The sequence below is a fragment of the Salipiger bermudensis genome (assembly GCF_020171625.1).
GTDB classification, from domain to species: Bacteria; Pseudomonadota; Alphaproteobacteria; order Rhodobacterales; family Rhodobacteraceae; genus Salipiger; species Salipiger bermudensis_B.
On the sequence record NZ_JAIUZY010000017.1, the window covers coordinates 1 to 18110 of the forward strand.

Annotated in this window: 17 protein-coding genes; 11 read left to right on the forward strand and 6 right to left on the reverse strand. The window is 67.3% G+C overall.

Going from position 1 to position 18110, the window contains the following annotated elements; translation table 11 throughout:
* Nucleotides 1-146: 146 nt before the first annotated feature.
* Together LCM15_RS20645 and LCM15_RS20650 are read right to left on the reverse strand one after the other, a co-directional pair.
* Complete coding sequence (locus tag LCM15_RS20645) at nucleotides 147-2153, reverse strand: TRAP transporter permease (protein WP_224859719.1); 2007 nt, start codon at nucleotides 2151-2153, stop codon at nucleotides 147-149.
* A 43-nt stretch (nucleotides 2154-2196) separates the two neighbouring features.
* Nucleotides 2197-3138, reverse strand: coding sequence for a DUF6282 family protein (locus LCM15_RS20650; RefSeq protein WP_224859720.1), 942 nt, complete (start codon nucleotides 3136-3138; stop codon nucleotides 2197-2199).
* Between the two features lie 253 nt (nucleotides 3139-3391).
* Here LCM15_RS20650 and LCM15_RS22855 point away from each other — a divergent pair, with 253 nt between their 5' ends.
* Nucleotides 3392-3841 (forward strand): MaoC family dehydratase, encoded by a 450-nt coding sequence (locus LCM15_RS22855; protein WP_224859721.1) that lies wholly within the window; start codon nucleotides 3392-3394, stop codon nucleotides 3839-3841.
* A gap of 98 nt (nucleotides 3842-3939) precedes the next feature.
* Nucleotides 3940-4074: a hypothetical protein gene (locus LCM15_RS22805; protein WP_263619746.1), complete on the forward strand. Its 135-nt coding sequence runs from the start codon at nucleotides 3940-3942 to the stop codon at nucleotides 4072-4074.
* Nucleotides 4075-4234: 160 nt separating this feature from the next.
* Here the strand turns inward: LCM15_RS22805 and LCM15_RS20660 are convergent, their stop codons facing one another.
* Genes LCM15_RS20660 through LCM15_RS20670 form a run of 3 tightly spaced genes read right to left on the reverse strand, consistent with a single transcriptional unit; the run spans nucleotide 4235 to nucleotide 7271 of the window.
* Entirely contained in the window at nucleotides 4235-5758 is a 1524-nt protein-coding gene (locus tag LCM15_RS20660; protein ID WP_224859722.1) for a class I adenylate-forming enzyme family protein, read from the reverse strand.
* 11 nt (nucleotides 5759-5769) lie between these two features.
* A complete protein-coding gene (locus LCM15_RS20665) occupies nucleotides 5770-6228 on the reverse strand; it encodes a MaoC family dehydratase (protein WP_224859723.1) in 459 nt (152 codons plus the stop codon).
* A complete protein-coding gene (locus tag LCM15_RS20670; RefSeq protein WP_224859724.1) occupies nucleotides 6225-7271 on the reverse strand; it encodes an NAD(P)H-quinone oxidoreductase in 1047 nt (348 codons plus the stop codon). The genes LCM15_RS20665 and LCM15_RS20670 overlap by 4 nt, the downstream gene beginning before the upstream one ends.
* 213 nt (nucleotides 7272-7484) lie before the next feature.
* Between LCM15_RS20670 and LCM15_RS20675 the strand changes: the two genes are divergently transcribed.
* From LCM15_RS20675 to fdhA, 5 genes are all read left to right on the forward strand, one after another.
* The gene (locus tag LCM15_RS20675; protein ID WP_224859725.1) at nucleotides 7485-8267 is read left to right on the forward strand and encodes a helix-turn-helix domain-containing protein; all 783 of its coding nucleotides are present in this window, start codon (nucleotides 7485-7487) and stop codon (nucleotides 8265-8267) included.
* Between the two features lie 403 nt (nucleotides 8268-8670).
* Entirely contained in the window at nucleotides 8671-9816 is a 1146-nt protein-coding gene (locus tag LCM15_RS20680) for a TAXI family TRAP transporter solute-binding subunit (RefSeq protein ID WP_224859726.1), read from the forward strand.
* Nucleotides 9817-10050: 234 nt separating this feature from the next.
* Complete coding sequence (locus tag LCM15_RS20685; protein WP_224859727.1) at nucleotides 10051-11007, forward strand: GAF domain-containing protein; 957 nt, start codon at nucleotides 10051-10053, stop codon at nucleotides 11005-11007.
* 133 nt (nucleotides 11008-11140) lie between these two features.
* Nucleotides 11141-12661: an aldehyde dehydrogenase gene (adh, locus tag LCM15_RS20690; RefSeq protein WP_224859728.1), complete on the forward strand. Its 1521-nt coding sequence runs from the start codon at nucleotides 11141-11143 to the stop codon at nucleotides 12659-12661.
* Between the two features lie 629 nt (nucleotides 12662-13290).
* Entirely contained in the window at nucleotides 13291-14472 is a 1182-nt protein-coding gene (gene fdhA / locus LCM15_RS20695) for a formaldehyde dehydrogenase, glutathione-independent (RefSeq protein ID WP_224859729.1), read from the forward strand.
* A 160-nt stretch (nucleotides 14473-14632) separates the two neighbouring features.
* Here the strand turns inward: fdhA and LCM15_RS20700 are convergent, their stop codons facing one another.
* Nucleotides 14633-15091, reverse strand: a complete 459-nt coding sequence (locus tag LCM15_RS20700) for a DMT family transporter (protein WP_224859730.1) — start codon at nucleotides 15089-15091, stop codon at nucleotides 14633-14635.
* 85 nt (nucleotides 15092-15176) lie between these two features.
* On the opposite strand from LCM15_RS20700, the gene LCM15_RS20705 reads away from it, so the two are divergent.
* The 4 genes from LCM15_RS20705 to LCM15_RS20720 all read left to right on the forward strand — a co-directional run bounded on the left by LCM15_RS20705 (nucleotide 15177) and on the right by LCM15_RS20720 (nucleotide 18019).
* Entirely contained in the window at nucleotides 15177-16085 is a 909-nt protein-coding gene (locus LCM15_RS20705; protein WP_224859731.1) for a LysR substrate-binding domain-containing protein, read from the forward strand.
* 137 nt (nucleotides 16086-16222) lie between these two features.
* The gene (locus LCM15_RS20710; RefSeq protein WP_224859732.1) at nucleotides 16223-17029 is read left to right on the forward strand and encodes an AraC family transcriptional regulator; all 807 of its coding nucleotides are present in this window, start codon (nucleotides 16223-16225) and stop codon (nucleotides 17027-17029) included.
* A gap of 64 nt (nucleotides 17030-17093) precedes the next feature.
* Nucleotides 17094-17495 (forward strand): DUF2000 domain-containing protein, encoded by a 402-nt coding sequence (locus LCM15_RS20715; protein WP_224859733.1) that lies wholly within the window; start codon nucleotides 17094-17096, stop codon nucleotides 17493-17495.
* A 104-nt stretch (nucleotides 17496-17599) separates the two neighbouring features.
* On the forward strand, nucleotides 17600-18019 hold the full coding sequence (locus LCM15_RS20720) for an ASCH domain-containing protein (RefSeq protein ID WP_224859734.1): 420 nt from the start codon (nucleotides 17600-17602) through the stop codon (nucleotides 18017-18019).
* Nucleotides 18020-18110 lie beyond the last annotated feature (91 nt).

Here is an 18110-nt window from a genome sequence, read left to right on the forward strand (position 1 = left end):
CGCCCTCGCAATATCTTCCCGCCATATTGCCGGTGACACGAAAAGGCCTCGCCTGTTGGTGCGGCAGGTGGGGCCTTCGTGGTCAGGTCTGGAGTGTTCCGCTCCCCTGCGGCGCACGGCTGTCCCGTGCGCCGGTGTCTTGCTCCTCAGGACAGCGATGCCGGGACCTGACGGCGGTTCTGCCAGAAGGCGAAGACCAGGATCGGCAGCGCGACCACCAGGGCCACGCCCACGAGGTCCAGATCGCTCCAGCCGGGCACGATGGTGGCCGGCAGGGCGATCAGGATCGCCGAGGAGAACAGCAGCAGCCGCAGCGGGAAGGCATAGGGCCGGCGCTCGAACAGCGGACCCACGAAGGGAACGTAGCCCTGCACGGCGCAGGCGAAAAGGGCCGTGCCCGCAAAGGCAAGCGAGGTCGAGATCACGATCTGCGCCACCGTTCCCTCCAGAACCAGCGCGGGCTGGAAGGCGAAGAAGAACGGAATGAAGTAGATCACCGACCCGATCCGCATCGCCTCGAACCCGGTCTGCATCGGCGGCGTGCGCGCGATCGAGGCCGCGGCAAAGGCGCCCAAGGCCACCGGCGGGGTGATGAAGGACAGCATCCCCCAGTAGAAGATGAACATGTGCACGGCCATCGGGTTCAGCCCCACCTCGATCAGCGCCGGCGCGAGCAGGATGGCGAGGAAGATGTAGGCCGCGGTCGAGGTCATGCCGACGCCGAGGATCAGGCCGGTCAGCGCGCCCATCACCAGCAGGAAGATCGCCGAGCCGTCCGCGATGCGCAGCAGGTCGTTGACCAGCGTCGCGGCGACACCCGTCATCGACAGCGCGCCCACGATCATGCCGACCGCCGCGAGGATCGCCACGAGATTGGCGAACAGCGTGCCGAGACTGTCGATGAAGGCCCCGAGCTCCCGCCAGCCCCACCGGTGCTTCTTGGACAGAAGCTGGTTCAGGAGGATCAGCAGCGGCGTGGCGTAATAGGGCGCCAGCGCCTCGCGCCGCATCACCAGCAGCATGTAGATCAGCAGGCCGAAGACGAAGATGTAGTACCAGCCCTCCTTGAAGGTCTTCCAGACCGAGGGCAGTTCCTCGGCCGGCAGGCCCTTGATGTTCTCGCGCCCGGCCATGGCATCGATCTGCACGAACAGGCCGAAGAAATAGAGCGCCGAGGGAATGATCGCCGCCAGCGCGACGGTGCCGTAGGGCACGTTCATGAAGCTGGCCATGACGAAGGCGGTCGCCCCCATCACCGGCGGCATCAGCGTGCCCCCGGTCGAGGCGCAGGTCTCGACCCCGGCGGCAAAGGTGCCGCGGATGCCGATCCGGCGCATGGCGGGGATGGTCATCACCCCGGTGGTCAGCACGTTGGTGATGACGCTGCCGCTCATCGAGCCCATCAGGCCGGACGAGAAGATCGCCACCTTGGCCGGCCCGCCGCGCACCCGGCCCAGAAGCGCGAAGGAGAGGTTCATGAAGAACGCCCCTGCCCCGGTCTGCTGCAGGGCGGCCCCGAAGACGATGAAGCCGATGATCAGGCTGGCGAAGGTCCGCAGCGGAATGCCCAGAATGCTCTCCGAGCCCATCGCATGATAGGCCGCGGTATAGGAGGGCGGCGAGGGGAAGCCCGCGATGGCCGCCGGAAGATACTCGGTATAGAGCGGATAGAGCGACATCAGCCCAACGATGATCGCCAGCGGCAGGCCGCCGGCCCGCCGTCCGGCCTCGAGCACGAGAATCCACAGGGCGAACGAGAACCACACGGCGGTCTCGGGGGGCGCCATCTCCCACCCCCGCAGGCTGATGTTCATCGCGTTGGCGAAGAAATAGGCGCACACGCCCAGCGCGGCTGCGGCAAAGCCCCAGTCGTACCAGGGGACACGGTGGTCGTTCGTGCCCCCCGACGCCGGATAGACGAGGAAACCGATGCCCAGCGACAGCGCGAGGATCGCGTAGTAGAACCGCAGGTCCACCAGCGTGTAACCGACCAGAAGCTGCAGGTTGAACGTCTGGTTCACCGCCAGCGCGAGGATGATCACCGTCGCGATGCGCACCAGCCACTTTCCGGCGCCGCCCGGCGAGCGCAGGGTGAATTCGCCAATCTCCGCCAGCTCATCCGCCGGGGTCTTGTTGGTCTCTGTCTTTTCCATGTTGTCCTCCCGCTGCCTCGTCATACGCTCCGGCCCCCGACCCTCAGGTCAGGGGGATGTCCACCAGTCGCGAGGGGTTGTCCCGCACCAGCAGCCGCACTTCGTCATCCGTGAAGCCCAGAGCGAGGCAAAGTGCAATCGCCTGACGCATCCCCTCGACCGGCGTGGGGTTGTCCACCTGCCCCAGATCCGACCCGATCGAGCTGTGCTCGACGCCGGCGGCGCGAATGTCGGCGGCCAGATCCTCGGGTTCGAAGACGTTAAACCGGCTGTCGATATACAGGCAGGCCGACTGCTCGATCAGCGCGTTGTAGGTCTGCGCGATCTCGCGGATGTCGTCATGGGTGAAGTGCAGGCCGTACATCGGGTGGTTGACGATGAGCCGCTTGACGCCCCGCGCCTTGGCTTCCTCGAACAGCTTCCAGATTTCCCACACGTGCAGGTGGCCCGAGGACAGGATCGCGTCGAACTCGGCGATGCTGTCGAGGATTTCCTTGACCTCGTCCTTGATGTTGCCGTTGTCGTCGAGAACCGTCAGCAGCTTCGGCGCGCGCAGCTGCACGTTCGAGGCCAGCCGCGACTTGCGGAAATTGGTCCGGATGTGGTTGGCCGAATGCGCCGTCGGCATCCAGATCAGCCGGGCGCCATGCTTGAGGATCGAATCCACCACCGCAGGGTTGAACCCGCCGGTGGAGTTGTTCAGCACGAGGCCGCCGAACATCGACACGCCGAGGTCTCCGAGCATCCGCTCCATGATCGGGATGATCGGCGACACCGAGTAGTGGTGATCCTTGAACAGGATGCCCTTCATGCCCGCTTCGGCGGCCTGCTCGACGGCCTGAAAATGGTCCACCTGCCGGTCCATGATGGAGGGGCCGGAATGGACGTGCAGGTCGACGGCGCCCTGCATGAGGGCGTCGACCCGCGTCTCGTCGATCCCTGCGATCATCTCCCGCACCCGGGCGCGTCGTGTTTCCGTGCTCATGAGAGTTCCGTCCTTCCCTTGTGTCAGAGTCTTCGCTCGCGAAGTGCACCTTGATTGTCCTCGGGGCGGGGTCATCTCAACATGTCGCGGGGAACATTCCGGCAGGCGGAATGCCCGGTGTGGGAGGTGTCGTCGGCCGGCAGGCCGCCGCAATGATCGGTCAGACGAGACATCCGTGGCGGCCCGGCGCGTTGGCGCCGAGGGGCGGCCGCCCCTGCCGAAGGGCAGCGCAAATGAGAGGAAAGGACGACCCGTGCGGCGATATTTCGAGGACTTCAACATCGGCGAAACCTGGGAGAGCAGAGCCGTCGAGCTGACCGAGGACGACATCATCCGCTACGCGCGGGAGAACGACCCGCAACCGATGCACACCGATCCCGAAGCGGCGGCGGCCGGGCGCTTTGGCGGCGTCATCGCCAGCGGCTGGCAGATCGCGGCCCTGTCGATGCGGCTGTTCGTTGAGGCGGGCGGCTACGGCAAGACCCCGATGGTCGGGATGGGCATCGACGAGCTGCGCTGGCGGCGTCCCGTCCGCCCCGGTGACCGGCTGAAGGTCACGCGCGAGGTCGTGTCGACCGAGCTGCACAAGACCCGCCCCGAATACGGGGTCGTGCGCACCAAGGTGACGGTCGGCAATCAGGAAGACGAGACGGTGATGACGCTGATCTCGCTGGGTCAGGTGCCCACCCGTCCGGCCGAGTAAGAAGGCTCGACGGAGATACCAGCGCCCGGCGGCAAAGGCGTGTTGCCGGGCGGCGCCCCGTCCGCCCCGGCGACCGGCTGAAGGTCACGCGGGAGGTCGTGTCGACCGGGCTGCACAAGACCCGCCCCGAATACGGGGTCGTGCGCACCAAGGTGACGGTCAGCAATCAGGAAGACGAGACGGTGATGACGCTGATCCCGCTGGGCCAGGTGCCCACCCGTCCGGCCGAGTAACAGGTTCCGACAAACACACCGCAGCCCGACATCAATAGAGCGCTGCCGGGCGGTGCTGGGTCCGGGGTCTTTCCGCTCCCGCGGGCGATGCCTCAGGATACCAGTGCAGGCCGCAGACATGCCACGCCCTGCCCCGGCGATCCCCCAGTGGGGCGCCGTGTTACGCGTCCGCCGGCCAGTAGGGTTTGCGCAGTTCCGGCTTGAGGAGTTTGCCGGCATTGTTGCGCGGCAGCTCGGCGCGGATCTCGATCGCCGACAGGCGCTGCATCCGCCCGACCTGTCCGTTCGTCCAGTCGAGCAACTGCTGCACGTCCGGGCTTGTCCCCTCGCGGCAGACGACGAGGCCGAGGGGCGTCTCGCCCCACTTGGCGCTCGGGATGCCGATCACCGCGGCCTCGGCGACATCGGGATGGCCCAGCAGCTTCTCCTCGAGGTCGGAGGCGTAGATGTTGAACCCGCCCGAGATGATCATGTCCTTCTTGCGATCCAGCAGCACCAGAAAGCCGTCGTCGTCGAACATGCCGATGTCTCCGGTCCGGTGATAGACCGTTCCGTCGGTGTCGGTCCAATAGATCGCCCGGTCCGCCTCGGCGTTGCGGAAATACCCCGACATCATCGTGACCGAGCGGCCGATGATCTCACCGCGCGCGCCCGGCGGAAGATCGCGCCCGTCCTCGTCGACGACGCGGATCTCGTTTCCCGCGGCGGGGCGCCCGACGGTGTGGGCCTTGTCCGGGAAGGCCGACAGGTCGAGGATGCAGGTGCAGCCCCCCTCGGTCAGGCCGTAGACCTCGAGGAACCGGCCCGGCCAAGTGTCGAGGATCTCGCGCTTGTCGGCGGCGGGCAAAGGCGCGCCGGTGCTCTGCTTGAGCCGGAAGCTGGACAGATCGCGCTGGGCAAAGCCGGGCACCGACAGGATGCGACGGTACTGGACGGGCACCAGCATCGTGTGGGTCACGCGCTCGCGCTCGGCCAGGTCGAGATAGCCCTCCGCGTCGAACTTGGGCATCATGATGACGCGGGAGCCGTGGAACAGCGCCGCCAGCATCGGCATCAGCGTGGTGTTGGAATAGAGCGGTGTCGCCAGCAGGAGCGTGCTCTCCGCATCCATGCCGAACAGCGCCCGCGCGGCCTGCCGCCAGCGCATCGCGTGAGAGTGCACGATCCCTTTGGCCCTGCCCGTCGTGCCCGAGCTGTAGATGATGTTGAAGGGTGCGTCCCCCGCAGGCACCATCGCGTCCTGCAGCGGCTGAGCTTGATCGGTGAACTCGGGCGCGATGCCCTCGGCGCCGATCTCCACGACCGCGCCGGGATGGCCCTCGCTCAGCAGCGAGCGGTATCCGTCCTGCACGAAGATCAGCTCCGGCTCGCAGTCGCGCAGCATGGTCATCAGCGCATCGGGATGGGCCGAGACCGGCAGCGGCACAGCGCAGCCGCCCGCCGCCACCACCGCGAGATAGGCGACCACCAGCCCGGCATCGGCGCTGCCCAGCAGCGCGATGCGCCCCACCGGCCCGTCGCGGCCGGCGGCAATGGCCCCTGCCGTGGCAAGCACCTGTCGGCGCAGTTCGCCCCAGCTCAGCACCTGCGATCCGCAGACCAGCGCGGTGGCGTCCGGTCGGGTCAGCCCGTGCTGCAGGAGGGTTGCGAGGAGGCGGCCTTCGTCCGTGTCCGTGTGCGTCATGGCGGTCTCCGTCAGCCGTTCTCGAGAAGCAGGATATGCCGGGCGACGACGGCGGGCCTGTCCATCCCCTCGACCTCGATGGTCGCATCGCAGACCAGCCGCGTGCCGCGGGCATGGGGCGCGGCCTCGACCACGGTCAGCGCCAGCCGGATGCGGCTGTCGACCTGCACCGGCGCGACGAAGCGGATCTTGTCGTATCCGTAGTTCAGCCCGCGACCGCGCTTGCGGATGGCGTAGATCTCGCGCTGCAGGCGCGGCATCAGGGACACCATGTGCAGCCCGTGCGCGATGGTGCGGCCGCCCGGCATATCGCGGCTGGCCCGCTCCGGGTCTACGTGGATCCAGTGATCGTCCCCGGTCAGGCGCGCGAAGGCGCTGATCGCCTCCTGATCGATCCGCATCCAGTCCGAATGGCCGATCCGCTGGCCTGCATGGGCCGCCATGTCGGCGGGCTGTTCAACCGTGATCATTGCGGGATGGTCTCCTGTTGCGGGCGCGGTCGCTGTTCGGCCTGCGCGGTGTCCACCGCCAGCACGACCTTGCCGATCTGGTCATTGCGGTCGAGCACCTCATGCGCGGACCGGACGTCGTCGAAAGCGAAGACCTGATGGATGCGGGTGACGATCCGCCCGTCCTCGAGCAGCGGCCAGACCCGTTCCACCAGATCCGACGCGATCCGGCCCTTGTAGTCGGACGGTCGGGGCCGCAGCGTCGAGCCGGTCAGTGTCAGCCGCCGCCTCACGATGGCGCGGATGTTGACCTCTGCCGTCGGCCCCTGATGGCTGGCGATGAAGACGAGGCGCCCGTCGGGTTTCAGCAGGTCGAGCTGGCGTTGGGTATAGTCCCCGGCCTGCGCATCGAGCACCACATCGACGCCCGCGCCGTCGGTGCAGCGCCGCACCTCCTCGTCCCACGGGCCCTTGTAGCTGATCGCGGCATGGGCACCGATGTCGCGGCAGACCTGCAGCTTCTCGTCGCTGCCGGCGGTCGCAAGCACCGTCGCCTTGCTGAGCTGGCGGGCCATCTGGATCCCCGCCATCCCCACGCCGGACGTGCCACCCTGAATGAGAACGGTCTCGCCCTCCGCAAGGCGGCCGAGCCAGATGAGGTTGTTCCAGGCGGTGAAATAGGCCTCGGGCAGCGAGGCCGCCTCGATGAAGCTGAACCCGAGCGGCACCGGCATACACTGGACCGCGGGCACGCAGCAGAGCTCGGCATAGCCGCCGCCGTTGACGAGGGCACAGACCGCATCGCCGACCGCAAGGCCCTGCACGTCGGGGCCGATCTCTTCGACATAGCCCGCGACATCGAGGCCCAGGATGGGCGAGGCCTCGGGCGGCGGCGGATAGAGCCCGCGGCGCTGCTGCACGTCGGGCCGGTTGACCCCGGCAGCGACGACCCGGATCGACACCTCGCCCCGCTTGGGGCTTGGGCGTGGCCCCTCGACGATGTGCAGAACCTCCGGACCGCCCGTGCCCCGGGTTTCGACAAGCCGCATATGTTTGTTCGTCATGGTCCCTCTTCCCTTCGCGGCAGCAGGATCGACCCTGCCGCTCTCGGCGATGGCGGCACCGGGCCATGGACAGAGATCCCGCGGATCCCGGCCCCGGGCGTCCGTCATCGTCCGGCCCACGGACCCTAGAAGTCGACCTGCGCTTGGGACAAACTGCGCTCAGGACTATTTCGCCCAGCGAAATGCGCGGGGCGCGAAGGGGATGGGGACAGAATGACGATCAGGTCGATTGAGCGCGCCATGCGGGTGCTGCAGGAAATGAACATGCAGCCCTACACGACCGTGCGGCATCTTCATGCCCGGACCGGTCTGCCCAAACCCACGATCGTGCGGATCCTGCAGACGCTGGAACATGCCGGGTTCGTCGAGAACGATCCCCGAATCGGCGGCTACCAGCTCAGCGCGTTGGTCTCCTCCCTCAGCTCGGGCTATCACAAGGAGCCGATGGTCGTCGAAGCCGGGCGCCCCTGGGCCATCGCGGTGACGCGCAAGTACCAGTGGCCGGTCTCGATCTCGCTGCTGGACCGCGACGCGGTCGTGGTCCGGTTCAGCACCGTGCCCGACAGTTCGGTGTCGCCCTTCCACAAGACCGTGAACATGCGCCTGCCCCTGCTGACGCGCGGCATGGGGCTGGCCTATCTCGCCTTCACGCCCGCCGAGGAGCGCGATCTGATCGTCCGGATGCTGCGCAATTCCGACGATCCGGAAGACCGGCTCGCCCAAAGTCCGGAGGCCGTGGACCGCCTGATCGCGGTCACGCGCGAACAGGGCTACGCGGTCAGGTCGCCCGACGCGCAGCCGCGCAATTCCAACACCATCGCCGTGCCGATCTACAACGAGCACGACCGCGTGGTCGCCAGCCTCGGGCTGACCTACTTCATCTCTGCCTTTCCGTCGCTGCGCAGCGCCTGCGAGACCTACGGGCCGGTCCTGAAGGATGCCTCCCGGGAGATCTCGAAAGACCTCACGCGGCTGAACCAGACCACCTCGGGCTGACCGCGCGCCGCGAAGGGGTCTACGGCGACTGCCCACCGGAGCATTCCGCCTGTCGGAATGAGCGACTTTCGCTGATCGGCGATCGCCGCCCTGCCCTTAAGCTCGGGGCGACCCACCGGAGGATGGGTTCAGACACTGCGCATGGAGGCGCGCAGGAAGCGGAGGGGTTCGGAACACACGTCCGGAATGAGACAAGGCCACGGCGACGCGCCGGGGCGTTTCGTTCACGCACTCGGTCTACCGGCCGGGATCGACGGCGCTTGCCCGGTCCACCGGGTCGGCTCGGCGACTGACGGAAAGTCCGACCCTGCGCATCCATACCGTGTCTGACCTGCTTCTCCGGCGGATCGAGGTCGGTGTCAGGTCGCGACCGCGACGTGACGCATTTCAGGGAGGAAACACAATGACCGCAACACATATGCTCGGCCTTGCGGCCGCCACGCTTCTCACGGTGGTGCCCAGCTCGGCGCTGATGGCGCAGGAAGCAGAGCTTCCGAACACCCTCGCCGTCACGTCCTATGACGTGGGCGCTGCGTCCTACAACCAGGCCGTCGCGCTCGGCACGGCGCTGGGAAATGCCTATGACACCTCGCTGCGCGTGCTGCCGGCGACCTCCGACGTGGCGCGGCTGATCCCGGTCCGGCAGGGACGTGTCCAGTTCGGCATCGTGGGCTCGGAATCGTTCAACGCGGCGGAAGGCACCGAGGCCTTCGCGGCGCCAGAGATCGGACCGCAACCGCTGCGGATGCTCATCGGCTCGAACTCCGACAACTGCTTCACCCTCGCGCTGCGGGGCGACGCGGGCATCGAGACGGTCGAGGATCTGCGCGGCAAGCGCGTGGCCATGGTCGTCGGCGCCCCTGCCCTGCAGAGCAACGTCGCGGGCTTTCTCGCCTTCGGCGGTCTCGGCTGGGAGGACGTCGAGCCGGTCGAGGTCGCAAGCTTCGGCGCCTCGTGGGAAGCCCTGATCAACGGTCAGGTCGACGCCATCACCACGATCACCACCACCAGCCTTGCCCAGCAGGCAGCGGCCTCGCCCGCCGGGCTGGACTGGCTGTCGCTGCCGGAATCCGACACCGAGGGCTGGGCGCGGCTTCAGGCGATCAAGCCGCAGTTCTCGCCGCGCCGCGGGACGCTCGGGCCCAACCTGTCGGAAGAGAACCCCGTCGCCTGCGCCGGCTTCCCCTTCCCGGTCGTCGTCGGCTACCCCGATCAGGACGCCGATCTGGCCTACAACCTGACCAAGGCGATCAACGAGCAGTTCGACGCCTACGTCAAGATCGAGCCTGCGATGATCGGATGGGCCCCGGATCGACAGGATTTCGAGTGGGTGCTGCCCTACCACGAAGGGGCCATCCGGTTCTGGAAGGAACAGGGGCTCTGGAGCGACGCGGCGCAGGCGAACAATGACAAGCTGCTCGCGCGGCAGGACCTCCTCGCCTCGGCCTGGGAAAAGGTGGCCGACGTGCCCGCCGGCGAAAAGACCGAGCGGTGGCTCGAGATGCGCCGCGACACCCTCGAAGAGGCGGGTCTGCCGACCTACGAATGAGCTGAGGCCGTCAGGCCCTCTCCCTCGGCCTCCACGATCTCCGGCCCGGGGTCGTGGACTTGTCGCCGGGCCGCGGCATGACCCCGACCAGCCGCGTGTCCGGTGACAGCCGCCCCCGCCGACAGGCGTGGGGCGGTCACTGGCCAACCCCTCGCCCCCCGCCTGCGGCAATGATCGGGAACCTTCCCAGACGTGCGAAATGCCGGTATATGCACCGCTCAGGGGGAGGTTGCGATGAAGCACGGCAAACCTCATATCGAGCGCGTGGTGGAGACCGCGAAGGACCCGGGCGCTGCGGCGCGGTCCCGGCTTGCGGCCTCTTGGCGGCGGTCCTTCGATCATCACGGGCTGGACCCGGGACGGTGCGAAGGGGTGCAGCGCGTTTCCGACACCGAATTTGCCGAGCGACGCGAACGGGCCGAGAACATCCGTCGCATCGCATCCCCCAAGCTCGACCACCTGTACCAGCTTGTCGGCAGCTCCGGCTGTGGCGTGCTGCTCACCGATGTGGACGGCGTCGTGCTGGATGTGCGGGTGTCGGATGCGGACCGGTCGGTGTTCGACGCCTGGGGCCTGGCGCCGGGATCGGACTGGTCCGAAGCCTCCGAGGGCACCAACGGCATCGGCACCTGCATCGCCGACAACCGGCGTGTGATCATTCACCGCGATCAGCATTTTCACGCGCGCAATACCAACATGAGCTGCATCGATGCGCCGGTCTTCGGGCCGGAGGGCAATCTGATCGGCGCGCTCGACGTGTCGTCCGCCCGGGCCGACCAGACCGAGGCGATCAACCGGCTGATCGCCGCACAGGTGGCCCATACCGCGCGCCAGATCGAGACCGATTGCTTCCGGGCGGCCTTTGCCGACGCGCGCATCATCGTGGCTGACGACGACGACACGGACCAGGCCATGCTGCTGGCCGTGGATCGCGATGACCTCGTCATCGGGGCGACGCGGGGCGCGCGCGTGAGCTTCGGTCTCGGCACCGCGGGGCCGGTGCGGGCCGTGCCGGCGTCGGACCTGATTGGCCGCGATGACGGACCGACCGGGTTCGAGAAGGCCGAACGTGCCACCGTGATTCGCGCCCTCTCGCGGAGCGGAGGCAACGTCTCCCAAGCGGCGCGCGATCTCGGTGTGGGGCGTGCGACGCTCTATCGGCGGATGAAACGGCTCGGCATCGGCGAATAGCGGGCCCCACCTGTCTCACTCCTGAGACAACCGCCGCGCATTGGCCGGGTCCGCCCGGCAGACAGCGCCCCCTCTCATTGTCATCCTGTCTCCATTCCCGGTGGAGGACCGGTAGATATGGAGGAGACTTACCATGAATGAGATGACGCAAGTTGCCGGCGACTACACCTCGCCCTTCAAGCTTCGTTACGACAACTTCATCGGCGGCAAATACGTCGCCCCGGTGAAAGGTCAGTATTTCGACAACGTCACACCGATCACCGGCGCCAAGGTCTGCGACATCGCCCGCTCGACCGCCGAAGACGTGGAACTGGCCCTCGACGCCGCTCATGCCGCCAAGGATGCCTGGGGCAAGACCAGCGCCGCCGAACGCTCGAACATCCTGCTCAAGATCGCCGACCGGATCGAGGAGAACCTCGAGCTGATCGCCACCGCCGAGACCTGGGACAACGGCAAGCCGATCCGCGAGACCACCGCCGCCGACATCCCGCTTGCCGTCGATCACTTCCGCTATTTCGCCGGGGTCCTGCGGGCGCAGGAAGGCAGCATGTCGGAGATCGACAACGACACCGTCGCCTATCACTTCCACGAACCGCTCGGCGTGGTCGGTCAGATCATCCCGTGGAACTTCTCGATCCTGATGGCGGCATGGAAGCTCGCCCCTGCCCTGGCCGCCGGCAACTGCATCGTGCTGAAGCCCGCCGAACAGACGCCCGCGGCGATCATGGTCCTGATGGAGTGCATTGCCGATCTTCTGCCCGATGGTGTGCTCAACATCGTCAACGGCATGGGCGCAGAGGTCGGCGGTCCGCTGGCGGAAAGCTCGCGCATCGCCAAGATCGCCTTCACCGGCTCGACCGAGACCGGGCGCATCATCATGAAGGCCGCCACCAAGAACCTGATCCCGGTGACGCTGGAACTGGGCGGCAAATCCCCCAACATCTTCTTCTCCGACGTGATGGCTGCGGATGATGCGTATCTCGACAAGGCCGTCGAAGGCTTCGTCCTGTTCGCCTTCAACCAGGGTGAAGTCTGCACCTGCCCGTCGCGTGCGCTGATCCAGGAAGACATCTACGAGGAGTTCATCGCCCGCTGCATCAAGCGCGTCGAAGCCATCGTTCAGGGCGACCCGCGCGACATCAACACCATGGTCGGCGCGCAGGCCTCGGCGGAGCAGCAGGCGAAGATCAAATCCTACCTGACCATCGGGGTCGAGGAAGGCGCCGAGGTTCTGACCGGCGGCTCCGAAGCGCGCTTCGACGGCGACATCTCCGGCGGCTACTACATCCAGCCGACGATCCTGAAGGGCCACAACAAGATGCGGGTCTTCCAGGAGGAAATCTTCGGACCGGTCGTGTCGGTCACGACCTTCAAGGACGAGGAAGAGGCGCTCGCGATTGCCAATGACACGATGTATGGCCTTGGCGCCGGTGTCTGGACCCGTGACGGCACCCGCGCCTACCGCTTCGGCCGCGAGATCGAGGCGGGCCGCGTCTGGGTGAACAACTACCACGCCTACCCGGCCCACGCGGCCTTTGGCGGCTACAAGCAGTCGGGCATCGGACGCGAGAACCACAAGATGATGCTCGATCACTACCAGCAAACCAAGAACATGCTGGTCAGCTACAACCCCAACAAACTCGGGTTCTTCTGATCCGGCATCCCTAGGCAAGTGTCGGCGGCCCCGGTGGCCGACACGTGCGTGTCCTCCCCCCTGAGGCACCCAAGTCCCGGAGGCGTCGATATCGACGTCTCCGGGCACTCGTCGTTTTCGTTGTCGCTTTCCCGCAGGTCCGGGCTCGGAGCGAAATCCAGCGGCGCCGATCGATATCGCTCGTCACGATCCGTTCGTTTCTGACGTGCGCCAAACCCGACGGACATCCGGCAGGCCGCTCTCGGCAAGACGGGCATAGGCCAGCCTTCGCAGTAGGAAAACGGACGGGCCATACCCGCTAAATGCCGGCGTCCGCTCCGTCCCGCCAAGCGGACTGTGGAGAACGGCGCAGCGACACCGTCCCTCTTCTCCAGACGAAGCCTTCGCCCCCTGCGGCAAGCCTCGCCAAGCGCTGACCACTTCCCCTGCTCCCGACACAAGACAGGCCGCCCCGGGCCGCGCGCTCGGACCAAACGGAAAATCGTCCTGTCGCTGGTGCGCGTGGCGATGTCGCTTCCCGCCATGTGATCCGCCCCGGCGCAGATATCGTCCTCCGGATGAGGCCCTGCATCCCTTGGTATGCCGACATGCGGTGCCTCGCCTGTGCAAGATCTATGGAGGAGACGCACATGAGCAATATCGGTGTGGTTTACACTGGCCCGGGATCCGTCGAGGTTCAGAAGATCGACGATCCGAAACTCCAGGCCCCGGACGGGCGCAAGCTGGAGCACGCAGTCATCCTCAAGGTCATTTCGACCAATATCTGTGGCTCCGACCAGCACATGGTGCGCGGTCGCACCACCGCCGAGCCGGGCCTCGTGCTGGGCCATGAAATCACCGGCGAGGTGATCGAGACCGGCTCAGACGTGGAGATGCTGGAGGTCGGGGATGTCGTCTCCGTGCCCTTCAATGTGGCCTGCGGCCGCTGCCGGTGCTGCCGCGAGGGCGACACGGGCGTGTGCCTGACGGTGAACCCCGAGCGCGCCGGCGGCGCCTATGGCTATGTCGACATGGGCGGCTGGATCGGCGGTCAGGCCCGCTATGTCACCGTGCCCTATGCCGACTTCAACCTGCTGAAGTTCCCGGACCGGGATCAGGCGATGGCCAAGATCCGCGACCTGACCATGCTGTCGGACATTCTGCCCACCGGGTTTCACGGCGCGCTGCAGGCCGGCGTCGGCGTGGGCTCCGTGGTCTATGTCGCGGGCGCGGGCCCCGTCGGGCTGGCTGCGGCGGCCTCGGCGCGCATCCTCGGCGCCGCGGTGGTGATGATCGGCGACTTCAACAAGGAGCGTCTCGACCATGCCGCCAAGGTCGGCTTCACCCCGGTCGACCTCTCCAAGGGCGACAACCTGCCCGAGATGATCGCCGAGATCACCGGCTCGCCCGAGGTCGATGCGGCGATCGACGCGGTGGGCTTCGAGGCGCGCGGCCATTCGGGCGGAGAGCAACCGGCCATCGTTCTGAACCAGATGATGGAGATCACCCGCGTGGCGGGCGGCATCGGCATTCCCGGTCTCTACGTGACCGAGGATCCCGGCGCGGAGGACGATGCGGCGAAACACGGCAACCTGTCGATGCGGTTCGGCCTCGGCTGGGCCAAGGCGCAGAGCTTCCATACCGGTCAGACGCCGGTGCTGAAGTACAACCGCCAGCTCATGCAGGCGATCCTGCACGACCGACTGCCGATCGCGGACATCGTCAACGCGACGATCATCCCGCTGGATCAGGCGGCCGAAGGCTACAAGAGCTTCGACAGCGGCGTTGCGAAGAAGTTCGTGCTCGACCCGCACGGGATGCTTGCGTCCTGATCAAACGACAGCCGCCGCCCCCTTTCCGGGGCGGCGGTTCGCCTTTGGTCGGCCCGTGGGGCCGGCAGACGCTTTGTTTGGATGCCCATCGTCGGCAATCGTCGCAGCCGGTTCGCACCCTGCCCCGCACCCCGGGTTGTGACGCCCAAGGCGCGAGCGCTCACCGCGACACCGCTGGCCACTGCACCACGACCGCGCCCAGAAGCACCAGCGCCGTCCCGGCCAGCCGCGTCGCGTCCACCGGCCGCGCCGCCAGCCCGACACCGCCCGTCCAGTCGATCAGCAGCGCCCCGACCACCTGCCCCGCGATCACGGCGATCATGAAGCTCGCCGCCCCCAGCTTCGGCATCAGAAGAAGCGCGGCGGTCACGTAGACCACGCCGGCCACACCGCCGATCCAGATCCATTTCGGTTGCCCCGCTAGGCCCCCAAGGGTCGGCAGCGGCACGCGCAGGATGAGCAGGACGGGCAGGATGCACAGCGCACTCATCGCGAGCGACGTGAGCGTCGCCCAGAGTGGATGACCAAGCGCGCGCCCGAGCGCCGCATTGGCGCCGCCCTGAAAGGGCACGGCGGCTCCGGCGAGGGCGGCGATGATGACGAGGGGAAGAAACGGCATGACAGGATCCTTTCGGTTTTTCCCTTCCTGTGGCCCATCGCGCGGCGCATTTGAAATTCGACTTCATCGCCGTAATATGCACGTCATGAATAATTTGCGTGCCATCGACCTCAACCTGCTCGTTGTGCTCGACGCGCTTCTGGCCGAGCGGCATCTGTCGCGGGCCGCCGAGCGGCTAAACATGAGCCAGCCCGCGGTGAGCCATGCGCTCGCGCGGCTGCGGATCCTGCTCGACGATCCCCTGTTCCACCGCCGCAGGCGCGAGATGGAGCCGACCTTGCGGGCGCTCGAGCTGTCGACCCCGCTGGCCGAGGCGCTGGCGCAGATCCGCACCGTGCTGGCGCCCGAGGGGTTCGATCCGCACGAACGACATGTCTTCCGCCTCGCCATGTCCGACTTCGGCACCGCGCTGCTGCTTCCGGAGCTGATGCGGCGCCTGCGCGCGGAGGCGCCCGGCATCGACCTCGTGGTCACGCAGAAAAGCCGCGAAGGCATGAGCAGCGCGGTGGCCGATGGCGAGATCGACATGGCCTTCGGCGTCTTCCCCGATCTGTCCTCCCGCTGCGTGGCAGAGACCCTGTTCGAGGACGACTATGCCTGTCTCCTTGACCCATCGGCCCAGCCGCAGCCCTATGACGGCCTGACCGAAGAGCGCTACTGGGCCGCGCCCCATGTCCTCGCGGCGGTTCATGGCGAGGCGGCGACCGAGCTCGATCTGCATCTGCGCGCTCATCGCAGGCATCGCCGCATCGCCTTGGTCCTGCCGCACTGGACCGTGGCGCCGCAGGTCGTTCGCGGCACCGACCTGATCCTGACCGTGGCACGGCGGTGCCTGCAGAACACCGGCGCCGGTCTGGAGGTGACGGCGGCGCCCGTCGCGACGCCCACGATCCGCTTCGTCGCGATCTTTGCGAAACGCCGGCGCACGGATCCGGCGCTGCGCTGGCTGATCGAGCAGGTCCGGCAGGTCATCGCGATGCGCCCGTCGCCCTGATCGGACGCGCGCCGGTGCAGGCTGAGGGGTATCGGTCAGCCAGCCGGTCGCTTTCGCCCACGACCGCGCAGCGACCTTCCGCTCCGAGGGCCGGTGACCTCTTCACGGCACGGATGCCGCGGTGATATGGCCGCGTCATGCAGCGCAACCGCTATCACCATCTGGGCTGGTTCCACGGCATCGAGCTGTTCGAGGCCGCATTCAGCACCCAGACCTTCGCCCGCCACGCGCATGAGGGCTTTGCCATCGGTGCGATCGCCGAGGGCGCGGGCGGCTATCTGTGCCGCGGCGAGCGCATGGTGCTGCCCGCCGGCTCGCTATCCTTGATGAACCCCGAAGAGCCCCATACCGGCCACGCCTCCGCCGGTCGGGTGCGGTACAACATGCTCTACGCCTCCGAGGCGGCGGTGCGGGCGGTTCTGGGTCTGCGGGACCTGCGTGGCTTTGCCGAGATCGCCCCGCAGGATCGCGGCCTGACGCTGACCAAGGCGCTCGAGCGGCTGGCCCGGAGCCTCAACCAGCCCAGCGCAACCGACCGCCGACTGATGGCCGAGGAGGCCGTGCACGAGGTGCTGGCGCAGGCCTTCGCCCAGTACGGCCGCGCGGAGTTGCGCCAGCCGGGCCGCGAGCCCACCGCCATTCGCAACCTGCTGGACCAGATCGAGGCCGGTGTAGCTGCGGGCGATACGCTGAGCCTCTCGGATCTGGCGGGCGAAGTCGGGCTGAACCCCTCCTACCTGATCCGGAGCACCACCCGTGCCACCGGCCTCACGCCGCACGGGCATGTGCTGCGCAGCCGCGTGGATCTCGCGCGGCGCCTGTTGCTGGACGGCACCCCCGCCGCCGAGGCTGCCGTCGCGGCCGGATTCTGCGATCAGCCGCATCTGATCCGGCAGTTTCGCCGCCATTACGGTGTGACGCCCGGCGCCCTGATCCGGCACTGAGGTCAATTTCGTCCAATCCCGCCGACACGCGGCATGGCATGGCAGGGGCCGAAAGGAACCTGTTATGTCTCTGAAACCCGTCATCATTCTCGATGAAACCCTGCCGACCGGCCTGAAGACCAATTTCGCCGCCATTCTCGGAATGAGCCTTGGGCGATTGCGCCCGGATCTGATCGGCGCCGACACCCCCACGCAGGACGGTGAGGTGCTCGCGGGCATCACGACCGTCGCCCTACCCGTCCTTGGCGCCCCCGCGACCGAGCTTCCGGCGCTCTTCGCCGCGGCTGCCGACCTTCCGCTGCGGCTGGCCTACATGCGCGCGGCCTTCGAGGCGCGGGACTATGCCGATTATACCGCCCGCATCGCCGCCGCGCCGCTGGCCGGCCACGCGCCACAGGCGATCTTGCTGGCCGGGCCGCGAAAGGCGGTCGACCGACTGTGCGGCAGCCTGCCTCTATTGCGCTGATGCGGTCGGGGGAAACGCGGCTGGCCAGGGTCGGCATAAGCCTATAATTTGCCTACGCATTCGTGCGATGTGGCATTCGCAAGCTCGGGCAAGGAACCGGTGAGATGAAAGAGACCCTGAAAGCGCTGAAACTCCGCTACCCTTCGGCGCAGACGTTCAAGTTTGGCGACGGTCCCGCTTTGTCCAGCGCATTGGTGTCCCTCGTGCAGCGTGGAAAGAAGGTGGCGACCTGCAGCGCGCTGCGGGACTTCGACAACGGAGAGCCCGCCCCCGAGATCGGCAGGCGCGATATCTGTCTCAACTGGGACGACACGCCGGCGCTGGTGATCGAGACCGTCGAGCTGATCCAGTGCCGGTTCGATGAGGTGACCGAGGAGATGGCGCTCGCAGAAGGCGAGGATGACAGTCTCGAGGAGTGGCGCGCGGGGCATCGCGGCTATTTCGAGAGGAATGGCGGGTTCGCCCCGAACATGCAGATCGTCTGGGAGCGGTTCGTCCTCGTCGAGGACCTTGCGCCGGAGTGATCCTCCGCCTGACGGCCTTTCCGGGATAAGCACCCGGCGGCTGGAACTGCCCCGGCGGCGTCATGCGCGAGGCGGCGTTACGAACATCGAA

Bases quoted from the DNA above. Each gene is read 5' to 3' on its own strand.
- LCM15_RS20685 (WP_224859727.1), top strand. From the start codon at position 10,051: ATGAAGCACGGCAAACCTCATATCGAGCGCGTGGTGGAGACCGCGAAG.
- LCM15_RS20710 (WP_224859732.1), top strand. From the start codon at position 16,223: ATGCAGCGCAACCGCTATCACCATCTGGGCTGGTTCCACGGCATCGAG.
- LCM15_RS20660 (WP_224859722.1), bottom strand. From the start codon at position 5,758: ATGACGCACACGGACACGGACGAAGGCCGCCTCCTCGCAACCCTCCTG.
- LCM15_RS20700 (WP_224859730.1), bottom strand. From the start codon at position 15,091: ATGCCGTTTCTTCCCCTCGTCATCATCGCCGCCCTCGCCGGAGCCGCC.
- LCM15_RS20705 (WP_224859731.1), top strand. From the start codon at position 15,177: ATGAATAATTTGCGTGCCATCGACCTCAACCTGCTCGTTGTGCTCGAC.
- LCM15_RS20680 (WP_224859726.1), top strand. From the start codon at position 8,671: ATGACCGCAACACATATGCTCGGCCTTGCGGCCGCCACGCTTCTCACG.
- LCM15_RS20715 (WP_224859733.1), top strand. From the start codon at position 17,094: ATGTCTCTGAAACCCGTCATCATTCTCGATGAAACCCTGCCGACCGGC.
- LCM15_RS20720 (WP_224859734.1), top strand. From the start codon at position 17,600: ATGAAAGAGACCCTGAAAGCGCTGAAACTCCGCTACCCTTCGGCGCAG.
- LCM15_RS20675 (WP_224859725.1), top strand. From the start codon at position 7,485: ATGACGATCAGGTCGATTGAGCGCGCCATGCGGGTGCTGCAGGAAATG.
- LCM15_RS20645 (WP_224859719.1), bottom strand. From the start codon at position 2,153: ATGGAAAAGACAGAGACCAACAAGACCCCGGCGGATGAGCTGGCGGAG.
- LCM15_RS20665 (WP_224859723.1), bottom strand. From the start codon at position 6,228: ATGATCACGGTTGAACAGCCCGCCGACATGGCGGCCCATGCAGGCCAG.
- fdhA (WP_224859729.1), top strand. From the start codon at position 13,291: ATGAGCAATATCGGTGTGGTTTACACTGGCCCGGGATCCGTCGAGGTT.
- LCM15_RS20670 (WP_224859724.1), bottom strand. From the start codon at position 7,271: ATGACGAACAAACATATGCGGCTTGTCGAAACCCGGGGCACGGGCGGT.
- adh (WP_224859728.1), top strand. From the start codon at position 11,141: ATGAATGAGATGACGCAAGTTGCCGGCGACTACACCTCGCCCTTCAAG.
- LCM15_RS20650 (WP_224859720.1), bottom strand. From the start codon at position 3,138: ATGAGCACGGAAACACGACGCGCCCGGGTGCGGGAGATGATCGCAGGG.